Annotated in this window: 16 protein-coding genes; 13 read left to right on the top strand and 3 right to left on the bottom strand. The window is 39.6% G+C overall.

The window, feature by feature from the left end:
- Positions 1 to 146 precede the first annotated feature (146 nt).
- From ACYQ1I_RS16670 to ACYQ1I_RS16655, 4 genes are all read left to right on the top strand, one after another.
- Positions 147 to 1,382 carry an IS256 family transposase gene (locus ACYQ1I_RS16670; protein WP_459767330.1) on the top strand — a complete coding sequence of 412 codons (1,236 nt, stop codon included), beginning with the start codon at positions 147 to 149 and terminating at the stop codon, positions 1,380 to 1,382.
- Positions 1,383 to 2,053: 671 nt separating this feature from the next.
- The gene (ltaE, locus tag ACYQ1I_RS16665) at positions 2,054 to 3,103 is read left to right on the top strand and encodes a low-specificity L-threonine aldolase (protein ID WP_459767328.1); all 1,050 of its coding nucleotides are present in this window, start codon (positions 2,054 to 2,056) and stop codon (positions 3,101 to 3,103) included.
- A 1-nt stretch (position 3,104) separates the two neighbouring features.
- Positions 3,105 to 4,421 (top strand): replication-associated recombination protein A, encoded by a 1,317-nt coding sequence (locus tag ACYQ1I_RS16660; RefSeq protein ID WP_459767326.1) that lies wholly within the window; start codon positions 3,105 to 3,107, stop codon positions 4,419 to 4,421.
- Between the two features lie 182 nt (positions 4,422 to 4,603).
- Positions 4,604 to 4,876: a putative Se/S carrier protein gene (locus ACYQ1I_RS16655; protein ID WP_459767324.1), complete on the top strand. Its 273-nt coding sequence runs from the start codon at positions 4,604 to 4,606 to the stop codon at positions 4,874 to 4,876.
- 1 nt (position 4,877) lies between these two features.
- Here ACYQ1I_RS16655 and ACYQ1I_RS16650 read toward each other — a convergent pair whose 3' ends face one another.
- Positions 4,878 to 6,533, bottom strand: a complete 1,656-nt coding sequence (locus ACYQ1I_RS16650; protein WP_459767323.1) for a hypothetical protein — start codon at positions 6,531 to 6,533, stop codon at positions 4,878 to 4,880.
- 119 nt (positions 6,534 to 6,652) lie between these two features.
- Here ACYQ1I_RS16650 and ACYQ1I_RS16645 point away from each other — a divergent pair, with 119 nt between their 5' ends.
- Together ACYQ1I_RS16645 and ACYQ1I_RS16640 are read left to right on the top strand one after the other, a co-directional pair.
- Positions 6,653 to 7,318, top strand: a complete 666-nt coding sequence (locus ACYQ1I_RS16645; protein WP_459767321.1) for a hypothetical protein — start codon at positions 6,653 to 6,655, stop codon at positions 7,316 to 7,318.
- A gap of 127 nt (positions 7,319 to 7,445) precedes the next feature.
- Positions 7,446 to 8,114, top strand: a complete 669-nt coding sequence (locus tag ACYQ1I_RS16640) for a hypothetical protein (protein WP_459767319.1) — start codon at positions 7,446 to 7,448, stop codon at positions 8,112 to 8,114.
- Positions 8,115 to 8,192: 78 nt separating this feature from the next.
- Here the strand turns inward: ACYQ1I_RS16640 and ACYQ1I_RS16635 are convergent, their stop codons facing one another.
- Positions 8,193 to 9,014 (bottom strand): CAP domain-containing protein, encoded by an 822-nt coding sequence (locus ACYQ1I_RS16635; RefSeq protein WP_459767318.1) that lies wholly within the window; start codon positions 9,012 to 9,014, stop codon positions 8,193 to 8,195.
- Between the two features lie 109 nt (positions 9,015 to 9,123).
- On the opposite strand from ACYQ1I_RS16635, the gene ACYQ1I_RS16630 reads away from it, so the two are divergent.
- The 7 genes from ACYQ1I_RS16630 (at position 9,124) to ACYQ1I_RS16600 (ending at position 15,639) form a co-directional block, all read left to right on the top strand.
- Positions 9,124 to 10,107: a glycosyltransferase gene (locus ACYQ1I_RS16630; RefSeq protein ID WP_459767316.1), complete on the top strand. Its 984-nt coding sequence runs from the start codon at positions 9,124 to 9,126 to the stop codon at positions 10,105 to 10,107.
- 11 nt (positions 10,108 to 10,118) lie between these two features.
- Complete coding sequence (locus tag ACYQ1I_RS16625) at positions 10,119 to 11,120, top strand: glycosyltransferase family 4 protein (RefSeq protein WP_459767314.1); 1,002 nt, start codon at positions 10,119 to 10,121, stop codon at positions 11,118 to 11,120.
- 56 nt (positions 11,121 to 11,176) lie between these two features.
- Entirely contained in the window at positions 11,177 to 12,208 is a 1,032-nt protein-coding gene (locus tag ACYQ1I_RS16620; protein WP_459767312.1) for a sugar phosphate nucleotidyltransferase, read from the top strand.
- Positions 12,209 to 12,237: 29 nt separating this feature from the next.
- Positions 12,238 to 12,699 carry a polysaccharide biosynthesis C-terminal domain-containing protein gene (locus ACYQ1I_RS16615; RefSeq protein WP_459767311.1) on the top strand — a complete coding sequence of 154 codons (462 nt, stop codon included), beginning with the start codon at positions 12,238 to 12,240 and terminating at the stop codon, positions 12,697 to 12,699.
- A complete protein-coding gene (gene rfbB / locus ACYQ1I_RS16610; protein WP_459767309.1) occupies positions 12,699 to 13,658 on the top strand; it encodes a dTDP-glucose 4,6-dehydratase in 960 nt (319 codons plus the stop codon). Before ACYQ1I_RS16615 ends, rfbB begins: the two co-directional genes overlap by 1 nt.
- The gene (gene rfbD / locus ACYQ1I_RS16605) at positions 13,655 to 14,488 is read left to right on the top strand and encodes a dTDP-4-dehydrorhamnose reductase (protein WP_459767307.1); all 834 of its coding nucleotides are present in this window, start codon (positions 13,655 to 13,657) and stop codon (positions 14,486 to 14,488) included. Before rfbB ends, rfbD begins: the two co-directional genes overlap by 4 nt.
- Before the next feature lie 176 nt (positions 14,489 to 14,664).
- On the top strand, positions 14,665 to 15,639 hold the full coding sequence (locus ACYQ1I_RS16600; RefSeq protein WP_459767306.1) for a CgeB family protein: 975 nt from the start codon (positions 14,665 to 14,667) through the stop codon (positions 15,637 to 15,639).
- Between the two features lie 40 nt (positions 15,640 to 15,679).
- Here the strand turns inward: ACYQ1I_RS16600 and ACYQ1I_RS16595 are convergent, their stop codons facing one another.
- Positions 15,680 to 16,423, bottom strand: a complete 744-nt coding sequence (locus ACYQ1I_RS16595) for a GT-D fold domain-containing protein (protein WP_459767304.1) — start codon at positions 16,421 to 16,423, stop codon at positions 15,680 to 15,682.
- Between the last annotated feature and the right edge of the window lie 78 nt (positions 16,424 to 16,501).

Genomic DNA, 16,501 nt, shown 5'->3' with positions numbered 1-16,501 from the left:
CTTTGCTTTTAATTTTTAAACTATAAGCGCTTATATTTTATTATATAATATCATAAGCATTTAGTGAACTTTGTGAGGGTGTAAGATTATTTGTGTAAAGTAGATTTATGATATAATCTACCTAATTCAAAATGGAGGCTTACACTATGGCTAAGAAAAAACGTAATCCCGCTTCTGACGAAGTAATGAAGTATCTGTTTCAAAACTATGAGATCAAGTCTGCCCTGGACATTCAGGAGGCTCTTAAGGACATGTTTGCTGATACCCTGGAGGCCATGCTCGAAGCAGAGCTGGATGATCACCTTGGCTACGCCAAAAATGCTAACAAACAAGCGACCACCAGTAACCGCCGTAATGGTCACAGTACCAAAACCGTGATCGGTCAGTTGGGAGATACTCAGATTAATGTTCCAAGAGACCGGGAAGCCTCCTTTGATCCTGCCATCGTTCCTAAAGGCCAGAAGGATGTCGCAAGAATTGAAGAAAAAATCCTGGCTATGTACGCAAAAGGACAATCCCAAAGAGATATTGAAGCTACAATCCAAGACATTTATGGCTTTGATATCAGCCATGAAACAGTTTCAAAGATTACAGACAAAATTATTCCCCTTATCAAAGAATTCCGTAATAGAGCGCTACAAAGGTGCTACCCCTTTGTATTTGTAGATGCCATGTACACACCAGTAAAAACAGAGTCAGGTACGGGCCAGAAAGCCCTTTATAACGTGATAGGAATTGATCCAGAGGGTCGTAAAGATGTTCTAGGATTTTGGTTATCCGAAGATGAAAGCAGTAGACACTGGCTACAGATACTAGAAGAAATCAAGAGCCGTGGTGTAGAGGACATAATCTTCATTTCTTTAGATGGGCTTCCAGGGCTAGAAGAAGCCATAGGAGCCATCTATCCTAGTGCAATCCAACAACGGTGCATTGTTCATCTCATGAGAAATAGCACCAGATATATCCCCCGTAAGCACTGGGCTGAATTTGCTAAAGATATCAAAGGAGTCTATCGAGCGGTTAGTTTAGATGAAGCTAACAGCTTATTCCAAGACTTTGAGACTAAGTGGAAAGAATACGCTGCCGCGTTAGCGGTATGGAGAAACAGCTGGGCATCGGTAGAAAATCTCTTTAACTATCCCAGTGATATTAGAAAAATCATCTATACAACCAATACCATAGAAAGCTATCATAACCAATTAAGGAAGGTAACCAATCGAAAAGGAGCCTTTCCCAGTGAGACAGCACTCTTCAAGTTGGTCTATCTTAGAGTCACCGATATTAAGAAAACATGGGATCGACCAGTCCAGAATTGGGCAAAAGTACTCAATCAGCTAGTGGTATTATTTAAAGACAGAATTACCCAACATCTACGATACTAGGCAATAACTTTACACAAATTTCTTGACAGGTCCAACTTTGTCGAAAGTTGATATAATCCACAAAAAATATATTAAATTTTATGATTTTTTAAAACTTACAACATATAATTATTTATTACGTTACATATTTGCTATAATAGTCTTTACTCTCTATTTTTTTGAATTTAACATTACCAGACAACTTAAAATATACCATGATTGAAAATACATTAAATAAGATATTTCCATAGAAGCGCTATTGGAAAAGCAACATCATCATTAAATCTATTATTTCAAGAAACCCCAGAATCAAATGGGAGGATGATGAAGAACTAATAAAGAAGCATTATGGTTTATTTTAAAAAGTTATCCGACTTTTTCAAATACACCAGTGAAAAATCATTAAAGAATAGATTTTTTCGGGATAACTTAAAAGTTTGTATAAGTTCTGTGAGAGGTTTGAGGTGAAATTCCTCTTATCTACTCAACTAACGAGGAATTGTAAATATTATGCAATATTTGTGCCCAAATATAGATGACTGGCGACTCTGGAAAGTTAAAAGAGGTATAAGGAAAATCTAAGAAAGCTTTGTGAACAAAAGGTGTTGAAATAAACGTAACATTGGAAAATAAGCTGTAATCGATTATAATAATAAATAGCACACAGAAAAACAAAAGGAGGCCTTTCATAAATGGAAAAAGTAATCGATTTAAGGAGTGATACAGTTACCCTGCCCACCGAGGAAATGCTGGAGGCCATAGGTCAGGCAAGCCTGGGGGATGATGTTTATCGAGATGATGCCACTGTCATTCGGTTGGAAAAAATGGCGGCAGAGCTGGTGGGGAAGGAGGCGGCCCTGTTTGTTCCCTCCGGCACCATGGGCAACCTAGTGGCCGTTATGACCCATACTACTCCAGGTCAGGAGATTATTCTTGAAGAAAGCTGTCATATCTATCTTTATGAGGTGGCTGGTATTGCTCGTTTGGCCGGGGTACAGGCCAGACCCATTAAAGGGATCGACGGAATCATACCCCTTAAGGAAATTGAAGGGGCCATTAGAAGTGAAAATATACATTTTCCCGAAACCGGATTAATCTGTTTAGAAAACAGCCATAATATGGCGGGAGGAACCGTAGTTCCCCTGGAAAAAATGAAAGAGATCTACGAATTGGCTAAGTCCCATGGAATTCCACTTCATCTCGATGGAGCCAGAATTTTTAATGCAGCCCTCTATCTTTCGGTGGAACCTAGGGAAATAGCCAAGTATTGTGATTCCCTTATGTTTTGTCTTTCCAAGGGATTAAGCGCCCCGGTGGGCAGTTTGCTGGCGGGAACAAAGGATTTCATTGAAAGGGCAAGAAAGAACCGTAAAATGTTGGGTGGTGGCCTGCGCCAGGCGGGTGTTTTAGCTGCACCCGGTATAGTTGCTCTTGAAAAATACCGTCACTGGCTCCAAAAAGATCACGACCATGCCAGGGTATTGGCCCATGGTCTTAAGGCCATTGAGGGAATTCAGGTGGCGGTGGATCAGATCCATACCAATATTGTCAATGCAGATTTTTACCATACCGGATGTTCGGTGGCATCTTTATTGAAGGACATGTACCATAAAGGCATTTGGGCCAATGGTCGAAACGACCGAATGATTCGGTTCGTCACCCACAGGGGAATAACGGAGCAGGACGTTTTGAGGGCAGTTGATATTATAAAAGAGATATTAGAAGAAAAGTCGGGTGAGTAACATGGATTTATTTGATATGGCCAAAGAGAATCTTATGGAAAAACAGGCCCCCCTGGCCGAACGGATGAGGCCAAAAAAAATTGAAGAAATTATGGGACAAGGACAAATTTTAGAAAAGGGAAGGTTCTTACATCGTTGTATTCGATCGAAGCGACTGCCGTCAATTATCCTGTATGGTCCTCCTGGCACAGGAAAAACTACTATTGCCAAGGCGATTGCCAATGAAATGGAATCAGAATTTTTTCAGTTAAATGCTGTGACATCGGGAGTAAAGGAAATAAGAGAGGTAGTCGATAAGGCCAACAGTCTGTTGGGAATGTATCAGAAAAGCAGTATATTGTTCATCGATGAAATTCACCGTTTTTCAAAAAATCAACAGGATGCGCTGCTGCCCCATGTAGAAAAGGGACTATTGACATTGATTGGTGCTACAACTGAAAATCCCTATTTTCAGGTCAATGGGGCCCTGTTGTCCAGAACAACTGTTTTGAAGCTGGAGCTGTTGGATAAGGAGGAAATTATTAAACTATTAAAACGAGCCCTGGCAGATGCTAAGCAGGGTTTGGGAGCTTATCCTGTAGAGATTACAGAGGAGGCTCTGGACCATATTGCAGATATTGCCGGTGGTGATGTACGCAGGGCCTATAATGCCTTAGAGGTGGCAGTCCTTAGTACACCCTATAATGAAAACATGAAGATCCTTGTTGATCTTGAGGTGGCTGAGGAATCTATTCAAAAAAGGGCTTTACAGTACGATAAGAACGGCGATCAGCACTATGATGTAATTTCGGCCTTCATTAAAAGTATTCGAGGCAGTGATCCCGATGCGGCCCTTCACTATCTGGCAAAAATGCTCTATGGCGGGGAAGATCCTGAATTTATTGGTAGAAGACTCATTATTTCTGCTGCTGAAGATGTGGGCAATGCTGATCCCTACGCCTTGCAGGTGGCCTTGGCCGCCCATGAGGCCGTCACAATTCTCGGTCTGCCTGAGGGAAGAATTCCCCTCTCCCAGGCAACGGCCTATTTGGCATCGGCACCTAAAAGCAATGCTGCTATCATGGGAATTGATGCTGCCATGAGGGATGTAGAGACTTATAAGACCACCGTACCCAATCATCTGAAGGATGCCCATTATGGAGGGGCTAAAAAGCTGGGACACGGAAAGGGTTATTTGTATGCCCATGATTATGAAAACAACTATGTTGTCCAGCAGTATTTACCCGATGAGCTTCTGGGAAAAAAATATTATCACCCTACGGAAAACGGTTACGAAAAAACAATCAGGCTGCATTTAGCCTCACTAAAAAAAGAGTAGAGGATACAGATATCTGTCACTAAAGAGAAAGATGTGGGAAAAACCACATCTTTCTCTTTAGTTTATCATATAAATTTAACATAATTTGAAAAACCTCCCCCTAAAGCTGTAACCGAGTTTGCCGATTTCTCATATAGTAATAGTAAAATTGCATTTCATCTTGCAATAGGGGGAATCATTTAATGGAAACAAAATACTATTTAGCAGTTTTTGATTCTAAAAACCATGCAATTTATGTTCATCAGCTCTTAAGGAAAAAGAAAATTGAAGGTTTTGAATTGGTCTCAACTCCGTGTAAGATCAAGTCAGGCTGCAGCTATTCCATTAAATTCAGTGACTTTGAGCTGCATAGGGTATTGACAGAAGAGGCGGCTTCAATCAATAAAAAAATAGCTGCCTTTTACGAAGTAAATCGCAGCTATGGAAGAAGGAGCATAGAAAAAATTAATATATAGATCATTTAAATAGATTCTTTATACGGCTCATAAAGCCTGGACTTAGGTCATTAAGGTGGGTGAGGCGACTTTCTATTTCCATGATATGTTTTTTAAAGAATACCATACGGTCTTCAATTTCATAAATTCTTTTTTGATAGTTGTTCAGTTCTTTTTGGAGCAATAATTGTTGGCTTTCTATTTCTAAAAGCTCTTGATTAAGATCTGCCAGCTCTGAATAGAATCCTTCAATTTTATTGGTGTCAGTTTCAATATCCTTTTCTTCGGAATGAATAGCTGGAATATGAATTTTCTTTGCCTCAAGCTTTTCTACCTCCAGCATCATCTGATTGATATATTGCTGTACTCCCTGTACCAAATCCTTTAGGCTGGCATCCACCTCGATTTGTGAGACAGACTTCGGTTCCTCCAATGGAGGTTCGGCAGGTTCAGCTTCTAAGGATGATTCAGTTAAAGGGGTATTAATGATATTTACTTCTGTTTCAGCTTGATCATCGGTTACTTCAACGGTCAAATTACTGTTTGTATCAGATGAACCCCCTGAATCATCTTCATTTTGTAAATCAGAAGAGGCAGGCAGACTTTGGGGCGGTTCAATGGGATCGATTGACTTGAACAGCTTGGTACCAATAATTTTAATCTGATCGGTAATTTCACAATAGCACTGACTAATGGCGATGCTGATTTTTTCAAAATCATTATTGGTAATATATTTAACCATTATTGGATTATCGATTTTGTGGTAACGATGGTTGGTGGAAGGAGACCAATGGGTGCCAAAATCTCCTGAATATATTTCAACAATTTGATTGGTTTGTCTGGTTAATACCATTAAAGTCGATCCATCCTGAATTAAAACAGGAGAAAGGCTGTTGGAATTAGGGTCAGACAAGGTTTTGGTGGTACCCCATTTTGACTTGTAGTTAACAACATTCAGCTTTCTTTTATATTTGACAGTAAAATTGTTTTCCTCAATGGTACACCAAACCAGGTGCAAATTGTCCTTATTGTCAATTAATATATGGGGGTGACTATGGTCCTCCTGGAGGCTGGTTACCATCTCAGGGCTGCTCCATTTTTTATTAAAGGCATTGAAAAAATTATAGTAGAGCTGATGATTATTCTTATAAAGCACCTTATAAATTAAATGCACATTCCCCTGACTATCAAAATCAATTTGAAGCGGAGAGGGGTATTTTCCAGGAAGATAATTAGAAACGGTTTTTTTATTGATATTTTTATCATTCCAATACATGTGCTCGATAGAGGCTACCATAGGATTTGTAAGGTTTGTCTTATTGCAAAATACATGGGTTTCCTTATTTTTGATTAAAATAAGCAAATTTTTATAGTGGTTAGATTTAATGTCAAGTTTCGAAATTTGTCTATGGGACCACTGGTTTTTTTGCCGAATATAGTATAAAAGCGCACCATCTTGATCAATACAGATCAAGTGAATGTAATCATTTAAGTCAATTGTGACTGAAAAGTCCAGCATTCCTTTGGGGGTGATGATCTCTTCATCCATTACTTGATTATCTTCTGAAAAAAGCTTGGCAGATATTGTCCTATCTTTATTCATGTAAAACAGATATGCTAAATTTGCCCTTGTCTTGAGAAGGTAATTTTGAGGAATGGGTAATTGCATCTTATTCACTTCCTTTAATCAGATTTTAAATAAATTATCACCAATATCAACTTACTCCATATTATGATATCACTAGCAAATTTATTATTGATTTGTATTTTCTGGAATGAAAGTAAGGGGGGTAAAACATGTCATTAATTTTTGATCCAAGTCCAGGAAGTGAAATTTCACTGCAACAGGATCCGTATTTTCCAGATTTTAAAGCAGAATGTGTAATTGTTGACAAGGTGTATTTCAGTTGTCAACAACGTGAATGCTTTGATGAAGTATTTGTATCTATACCAGAGGGAAAGTTCCAATTTGTAGAGATTATCTTTAATCCAGGAACAATTGTTCCTAACACTTTAGTAATTACGCCGATACCTAACAGACCTAATTTCAGCAGAGTTCGATTTCGGGTCTCTATAACCTTCTTATTAAAAATTAGAGATTGTGAAACTGGAAAAGTCATTACGGTTGAGGGTGAATTGCCAGAAATTCTTAAAGATGTTATTTTATTTGTACCGGAAGCCCGGGATGAATTTACATTCCAAATTGTCATTGAAACAGCTTCCCAGGTCCTTAGCGAGCCAGTTCAGGATAATTGCTTCTTTTCTTTTGCAGTTGGTACATTTATTATCATCAAGGTTGTAGGAAAGGTACAGCTGCTGATTCCTGCCTTTGGCTTCTGCCCAGAGCCACCAGAATGTGAGGAATTCCAGCCAGACGATATTTGTGTTATCTTTGAGACAGCACCATTCCCAGAGTTTTTCCCACGACAGCTTGAGGATATTGACAGCGAAGACTTTTTCTAAAGAAAAAAGAAAAAAAGTGATAAAAAGCTACCAAAATTGGTAGCTTTTATTTGTAACACATTTATTGCCAATACATATATTGATACTGTATAGAAAATTAAATCGATTATAGCAAGGGGGTACTACGATGTCATTAATTTTTGATCCTAGCCCAGGGAGCCCGGTAACGCTTCAACAGGATCCATATTTCCCCGAATTTAAGGCGGAATGTATTATTGTTGACAAGGTATATTTTAGCTGTCAACAAAGGGAATGCTTTGATGAAGTGTTTGTACCAATTCCCGAGGGTGATTTCCAGTTTTTAGACATTACATTCAACCCAGGAGAAATAGTTAAAGAAAGCTTGGTAATTACACCAATACCTAATCGGCCTAACTTTAGCAGAGTTCGATTTAGAGCTAAGATTACCTTTACATTAAAGGTAAAGGACTGTAAAACAGGCCACGTACTTAATATTGAGGGAGAATTACCCGAAATTCACAAGGACATAATTCTCTTTATTCCAGAGGCAAGGGATGAGTTTACATTCCAAATCGTTATAGAAACTGCCTCGCAGGCTTTAACTGAGCCAATACAGGATAAATGCTTCTTTATCTTCGCTGTAGGCATATTTTTCATCGTGAAGGTAGTAGGAGAAGTACAATTGCTGATTCCTGCCTTTGGCTTCTGCCCAGAGCCACCAGAATGCGAAGAATTCCAGCCCGACGACATTTGTATTATCTTTGAAACGGCTCCGTTCCCAGAATTTTTCCCTCGTCAGCTTGAGGATATTGACACCGATGCTAACTTTCTATAATTAAAAGAATCAATAAAAAACTGCCCTATTTCAGGCAGTTTTTTATAATTCATAGGAAAATTCTCACTTGTATTTTTACTATTTAGTGATAAACATTTGAGTGTAGTAGCCGTTGTAAATTCCAATTCCAATATGAGTGAAGTTTGGATTTAAAATGTTATTTCGATGACCTTCAGAATTCATTAAGCTGGTATGGGCATCCTGTACGCTGTAATTTTTAGCAATATTTTCTCCAGCTGCACGATATTGAATACCAAAGTCACGCATCATATCAAAGGGGGACCCATAGGTTGGAGAGGTATGGGAGAAATATTTGTTATCATGCATGTCTTTAGATTTAATTCTGGCTACGTTTGCCAGGCTCACATCTACAGTTAAAGGCTTTACACCTGCTTGAGCTCTTGCTTGATTAACAAGTTCAACCATTTGGGCTTCTTCAGCAGAAAGGCCTTGGGTATTAGTTTCAGGCTGTTTAGCTTGCTCTTTCGGTTGTTCTAAAGCAGGCTCTTCAACGGGCTTGCTTGGAGCAGCAGGTTGTGATGGCGCTTCAACTTTATTTTCCGTTACTTTTTCGGGCTTTGCAGTTTCTACTTCAGTAGTTTCTTCAGCGGGGGTAATGGTGGGATTTAAATTACCTAATGTAATTTGATAACCATTTCCGGATTTTACAATATTACAAGTATTAGATTTTGACGAGTTGTTTAGGGGGATTGTAGTTAATTGGGCATTGTTGTCCTTAATAAGGGACTCTAGGTTTGTTTTGGAAAGATTAGAAACAACGTTGTTTGCATTTGTGTTGTTGCAAACAGTGGCTGCACTGGCTGTTGCCGCTGTACCTACTAATAGGGCAGTCACCATGGCAGGGACGATTACCTTTCTTGATAGTTTGTTAATTAACATTCTATCTCCTCCTTTATTTAAGCTTGTACTAAATGATACAGTAATATAGCACTCCATTCAATGCATAAAATATGGTATCGGGGTGAAATAAAGGAAAGGGAGTAAGGGCATGTATAAAATCATTTGTCTTTCCTCAGTTGATTATGATTGGATGTTTCAAAGGCCGCAGCAGTTAATGCGGGAGCTGGCCAGGCAGGGGAAGGAGGTTATCTATTGTAATAAAACCCAGCGGAAGGATCGCATATTGGAATTTCGTGAACCTAATCTGACTATATGCCATGATCTAAAGGGGCTTTTAAATCAAGGAATGACAGCAGATGTGGTTTGGGTGGTTGATCCCCAATATAACAAGTATAAAGGCTATTTTAAAGAAAAACTATTTATTTACGATTGTGTTGATGACTTTCCCTATTTGATATTGCACCATCATCGAATGCTAAAGGCAGCAGACTTAGTCATTACCACCTCAGGTCCTCTTTTTAAGCAGATTCAACGCTATCGAAGGGATGTACATTTGGTTCCGAATGGCTGTGACTACTATTATTTTAACGAGGAGGCAGGTCGGCTCAAGGAAAAGCGAGCCAGTGACGAGCCAAGGAAAATCGGCTATATTGGAGCCATTGCCCCCTGGGTTGATATGGAGCTATTACAGGAGGCAGCAGATTATTATCACCATGCCTGCTTTGTACTAATCGGAGCGCAGCTTAATGGCAGTAAGATTCCCGAAAGGAAGAATATACAATATTTAGGTCATCAGCTCTATGAAACGATTCCCGGTCATTTACAGGCCATGGATGTGGTCTTAATACCATTTAAAAACAATCAAACGACCCGGGCTACTAATCCGGTGAAGCTATATGAATATTTGTCTTTGGGTAAGGCCATCGTCAGTGTTTCATTGCCAGAAATTGCCCCTTACCGCCAATACTTGTATATGTCAAGGTCACGCCAGGAGTTTATCCATAACATTCAATTGGCATTGGATGAAAACAATCCAAACCTGGTTCAAGGGCGAAAAGAAATTGCGAAGCAGAATTCCTGGCAGAAAAGGGCGGATTACATAGACGAAATCATTGAACAATACCTTGAATAGTAGGTGAGGTAATGAAAATATTATTTTGTATAAGGGATGATTACTTAAGTAATATGGCTGGGGATACCATTCAATTTCTTAAAACCCGCGAATATTTAAGTAAATTAGGGCTATCCGTCGATGTATCCCATAATCCCTATGAAAACCTTGAAGCATATGATTTAATTCACCTGTTTAATACCATCCGAATTGCAGATACCTATCGTTTTTATCGAAATGGAATCAAATATAAAAAGAAGATTGTTTTAACCCCAATCTATTGGAACTACTTCAGACATATGCCCTCAAAGGAAAAAGGAGAGGTGGAGCAGGTTTATTGGAATGAGGGCAATAGACAGCGAAAGGAGGTTTTTCTTGGGGTTAATTATATCCTTCCCAGTGCTGAAGCAGAAATGCGCCAGATAGAGATTGATTTTAATGTACAAAAAGATTATTCAGTCATTCCCAATGGAGTAGATCAACAATTTATTAAGGGTGACGGAAAGGCCTTTTTAGGAAGGTATTCCATTGATTATTTTGTGCTTTGTGTCGGAAGGGTCTGCAAGCACAAAAATCAGTTGAGCTTAGCTAAAATCACCCATCGTTTAAAGGTGCCCTTTGTTATGGTAGGGCCGGTTAATCATTTAGGCTACTACTACGAATGTATGAAGGCAAACCCAGATATTATTTATCTTCCCTCCATTGCTCATGAAAATTTGGCTGAAATTTACCATGGAGCAAGGGTCCACTGCCTGGTGAGCTGGTATGAAATTCCAGGATTGGTTAATCTGGAGGCAGGGCTGGCGGGCTGCCATGTATTAACCACATGGGAAGGAAGCACAAGGGAATACTTTCAAGATTTGGTCAGCTATGCCGACCCTCACAATATAGACGAGATAGAAGCCAAATTAGTTCCATTGTTAAAAAATGAGAATAAGAACATCCCTTTGCAAAATCATATTCAAAGAAATTATCTTTGGGAAGATGTTGCAAAGGGTATCTTAAAAGTCTATGAGAGGCTTATAAAAGCTTAACCAAATATCCCTTCACGGCATAATCTATAACAGAACAGTATGAGAGGAGCTTGTTCATGAAGGGATTAATATTAAGCGGTGGAACAGGAAGTCGTATGATGCCCTTGACAGCACAGTGTCCTAAGCAGATGCTGCCAATTAATAATAAGCCAATCCTGTGTTATTTAATAGAGATGTTTAAGGATGTCGGTATTGACGAAATTGTTATCGTCGTTGGTGATACCTACCCTAAAATACAAAAAATTATTGGCGATGGAAGCCAATGGGGGGTAAAGGTCCAATACAAATACCAGTCCTTACCCTTGGGCCTGGCCCACTGTGTGAAGATTTCTCAGGAGCTGTTGGGGGCTGAGGATTTTGTCATGGCCCTTGGCGATAACTTTTTAAACAGCTTAAACCTAAGGGAGGTTATTGCTTCCCACTATGAAAATCAAAACCAGGCAACACTGCTTTTAAAGTCTGTCAAGGAACCTCAGCGTTATGGGATTGCCTATTTGGAAAATCAGAGAATTATAAAGGTAGTTGAGAAGCCCCAACAATCCACCAGTAACCTGGCAATCTTGGGGCTATATGTCTTCGACCATAGAAAAATTTATGGAGCCATTGAAAGAATTAAACCGTCGAAGAGAAATGAGCTGGAGATTACCGATGCTATTCAGCAGCTTATGTTGGAGGGGGGAGCTGTGGGCTATTACCAGATGCATGAACCATGGCTCGATATAGGGACCCCCATCGACCTGTTTGAAGCCAATGTTCAACAGTTACAGTTGCTGAAGCCACAGGTCTTGGCCGAGGTTGGTGAAGATAGTCAAATATCTGGAAGGGTTAGAATTGACCAAGGGGTCAAAATTTCTAACAGCCATATTGCCGGTCCTGCATTAATTGGTCAGGGGGCGGTAATTATCAACAGTACCATAGGAAGCAATACGGTCATAGGTGCTGGATGCCATGTAGTTAATAGTCATATTGGGGATTCTTTATTATTGGAGAATACCTACATTTATGATCAATCAACTGACATGGCAGGTTATATTTTCGGTGAAAACAGCATTATTCAAGTAAAAGATAAAAGTGAGCTAAAAAAATAAAAGACTATTCCAGTGGAAGGGGGCATATAATGAATCTAATTCATGGCGTTGAAATAAAAGAGCTTGATTACCGGTGTGATGAACGGGGACGTCTAATAGAGATTTTGAGAAATGATGAAGCTATGTTCAATGGTTTTGGTCAGGTTTACTTGACTACTGTTTATCCTGGAGTGGTGAAGGCTTGGCATTATCATAAATTACAGGAGGATCATTTTTTTGTTGTAAAAGGAATGCTGAAGCTGGTGTTATACGATGATCGACCTGACTCAGAAACAAAGGGAATGGTAAATGAGATTTTTATGGGGGAATATAAGACCATTCTGGTTAAAATTCCTCCTATGGTTTATCACGGCTTTAAGGGGATAGGCATTGGAGAGACCCTTGTACTCAATATTCCCACCAAGGCCTACAATCATCAGCAGCCCGATGAGTATCGAATTGATCCCCACGAAAATCACATACCATACCAATGGGAAAGGAAAGATGGTTAATGAAAATTGTAGTAACTGGCGGAATGGGCTTTATAGGAAGTCATTTTGTCAAGAAGCTGGTGAAGGAAGAATCCCAATGGGAAATCATTAATCTTGACAAATTAACCTATGCAGCCAACCCCCAAAATGTAGAAGAAATTTCGAAATCAGCCAATTATCAATTTGTTAAGGGAGACATAGGTGATGTAGCCCTGTTAAATGAGATCATTACCCCAGAGGTTGATGCAATTGTCAATTTTGCTGCCGAATCCCATGTTGACAGAAGCATAACAAATCCATCGGTTTTTATTAGAACAAATGTATTAGGAACCCAAGCGCTGTTGGAGGCTGCTGTGGAAAAAAAGGTTAAACGCTTTGTTCAGATCTCCACCGATGAGGTCTATGGCTCCATTAAAGAGGGGAGCTTTTCAGAAAAATCCTTTTTGAATCCCAGCAGTCCCTATTCGGCCAGTAAGGCAGCAGGGGACCTGTTGGTTTTAGCATACTATAAGACCTATGGTATTCACAGTAACATTGTTAGGGGGGCCAATAATTATGGACCCTGCCAGTTTCCGGAAAAGCTGATTCCCAAAACAATTCTTAAGGCAGCGGAGAATGAGAAAATACCCATGTATGGGGACGGCCAACAGGAAAGAGAGTGGATTTTTGTAGAAGATTTCTGCCATGCAATTAAAACTGTTTTAATGGGAGGAGCGGCAGGTCAGGTTTATAATGCCGGCAGTGGCTTAAGGCTAAAAAATATTGACTTAATTAAAATGATTCTTAATAAGTTAGGTAAAAGTGAAGCGCTGATACAGTCAACGGCCGATCGACTTGGCCATGATTACAGATATGCAATGAATAATAAGAAAATTAAACAGGAGCTTGGCTGGGCACCACAGTATGATTTTGACAAAGGCCTTACTAAGACCATTGAATGGTATATAAGCAACACACGATGGTGGGGTGAGGTAAAATGAAGCTCTGCGTATTGGGTGGCACCGGCCAGCTGGGAAATGAAATCAACAAGCTTTTTCAAAATTACGAGATCATTAACCTGGGGAAAGGTGATTTTGATATTTCCAATATGGATGAAACCTATCGAAACCTTAAAGACATTGGCCCCGACACAATTATCCATGCAGCAGCCTTTACTAATGTGGATCGATGTGAAGAACGACAGGAAATTGCTTATCAGGTTAATGGTCAGGGAACAGAAAATGTAGCAAAGGCGGCGGCTGCCCTAAAAAGCAGAGTGATTTATATTAGTTCTGATTATGTATTTGACGGTAAAAAGGGAAGCCCCTATAATGAGCAGGACAGGCAAAACCCCATCAATATTTATGGAAAATCAAAATATATGGGAGAGATTGCTATACAAAAACACCTCGATAATTATCATATTGTCCGATCTGCCTGGTTATATGGCTACAAAGGGATGAATTTTGTGAAAACCATTATCAAGCTGGCCAACGACAATTCCCTTGTTAAGGTGGTAAATGATCAGAGGGGGTGTCCGACCTTTTCCTATGACCTGGCCATGGCCCTGAAGGAATTAATAGAAAACAGGGCAGCGCCTGGTATTTACCATTTGGTCAATGAGGGAAATTGCACCTGGTATGAGTTTGCGGAAGCAATTTTAACGCTAAGTAATATTCAGGCTAAAATTATACCAATCACTACCGCAGAGATCCATCGAAAGGCGCCTCGTCCCGAAAATTCCAGCTTGGACAATAATTCTACCATTAAGCTGCGACACTGGGAAGCGGCACTAAAAGAATTTTTAAAGGAATATCAAAAAATAAGGTAGGGGCTTCCCTATCTTATTTTTTGGTGGAATTTCTGTATATTCGGATCTCATCCAACGAATTTTATGAGAAATGGTACCTTGAATTGGGGGGCGTCATAAACTGTAGTGAAGTATAGCGAAGTTGCTGGTAACCTTAACCATATATTCACAATAAAAATTTCAAGAAGGTGATGTGTTTGAGATTACTTTATTTATCTACAGGTATAGGATGGCCCTTTCAATGGCTTGATACAGCAGTTAATCATGGAATTATAGAAGGAAAGATAGATGGTCATGCATTGGATATCAGAAATCTGCCAAATCAACAGGAAATTGTCAATTTTGCCAATGCACATCAGCCTAAATTGATTATTACTATGAATTCCAGTGCTTTATCCTTGGATATTGTCACCCAGCTTAGACGTTCAGGCTTCCGTGTGGCACTATGGTGTACGGACGATCCCTATGACAATGATTCAAGTATTAGGCGGGCAAGGTTTTTTGACTTGGTTTTCACCACTGAAATTGCGGCGGTTCCCCATTATCGATCGGTTGGATGCCGCATTGTTCATTATGTACCCCTGGGAGCCGATACAATGCATTACAAGCCTATGTCGGTGGAACCCAAGTATCAAAGTGAAATTTGTATATTAGGAACTGCCTTTGATGTGCGTCTGGCGGCAGTTGACTATATGGCTTCTTATTTAAACAGTAGAAATACCTTAATAGTAGGCAATATGTGGGAAAGGCTTAACCACTACCCTATGCTTCAGAACAAGGTCAGAAGCGGTGTATTTGACCCCAATGAGGCGGCCAAATACTATGCGGGGGCCCAAATTGTCATTAATATTCATCGGGCCTTTGACTGCCGTTATTTAAATCGTAATAGCAGAAGAATTCAAGGGCTGTCTCCCAATAACCGGGTTTTTGATGTGGCTGCCACGAAGACCTTCCAGATTATCAGCTATCGTAGAGATATATCCAAATATTTAAAAAATCATGTTGAATGTGAAGTCGCCATGAACAGTAACGAAATTATCGCTCTGTGTGACAAATATCTGAGAAATAACCGAATTCGTGATATCGCTGCAGAAAAGGCCTATAAAAAGGTTATGACCCATTATAAGATGAGCGATAGTCTGCACAATATATTGAATTTAGCCGGTGTGTAGACACAAGAATGAATAAAAGCAGAGATCTTATTCTCTGCTTTTATCTTATTTTATTTCTATAGCGATTTAGGCGCCATTCTATGGTGGCCTGGGGCAGGTGATTTACATTAAAGCCCGGTGTCACAATATCATTAATTGCATGACCAAAATCGAGGGCAATTTTACGACATTCACTGGCAACCTTGACACAAAGGGGAACCGCCGGAATGCCTGTTGAGGCCAGCATGACATCAAAATGATGTTTTTTAGATTGAATGAGATAATAGATTTGATTTAATTGTGAGATTCCGTCTAAGTTATAGGTAGCTACAACATTTAGACCTAAGGATTTCATAATAGGTGCCGCCTGCCTGGCAACTCTGCCTACAACAATTACCCGCTGGTTTTTAAAAATTTGATATAGGGGCCCCTTGCCTTGATCGTGAAGGTCCCAGTTAATTCGTGCATTACAAATGAGGGGCAGATGAATTTGGTGTTTTTCCAGTATTTTTTCTATTAAAGGAGCACAAAGAGGTACTTCCCGATTATCTGAAAGACCGACAATATTAGCCATTTTTATGGACTTTAGCATTAAATCCCTTATCTTAGGATTCACCTTAGGAACTCCGGCATAATCATAGGTAGATATGCTTGATTGATAGTTTGGAATCATTTCATAGCCCATTGTAAAAGCCTCACCATCGCCGATCCTTACCAGAGAGAATCCTCGCCTTGTTGCCAGTGCATTCTGAATATGTGCCAACACCTCATCCAATGAAAGAAAATTCTTCTCATACTGATGCAATGTATTCCCTCCTTTTTTACTTTCTACTGGTATAATATTCAAAAAAAAGAAAATGGCACTCTAGGTTATTAAAGAATA

Source organism: Alkaliphilus crotonatoxidans (assembly GCF_054658015.1).
Note: the sequence above shows the minus strand (reverse complement) of the source record. Positions and strands in the feature narration are given on the sequence as shown.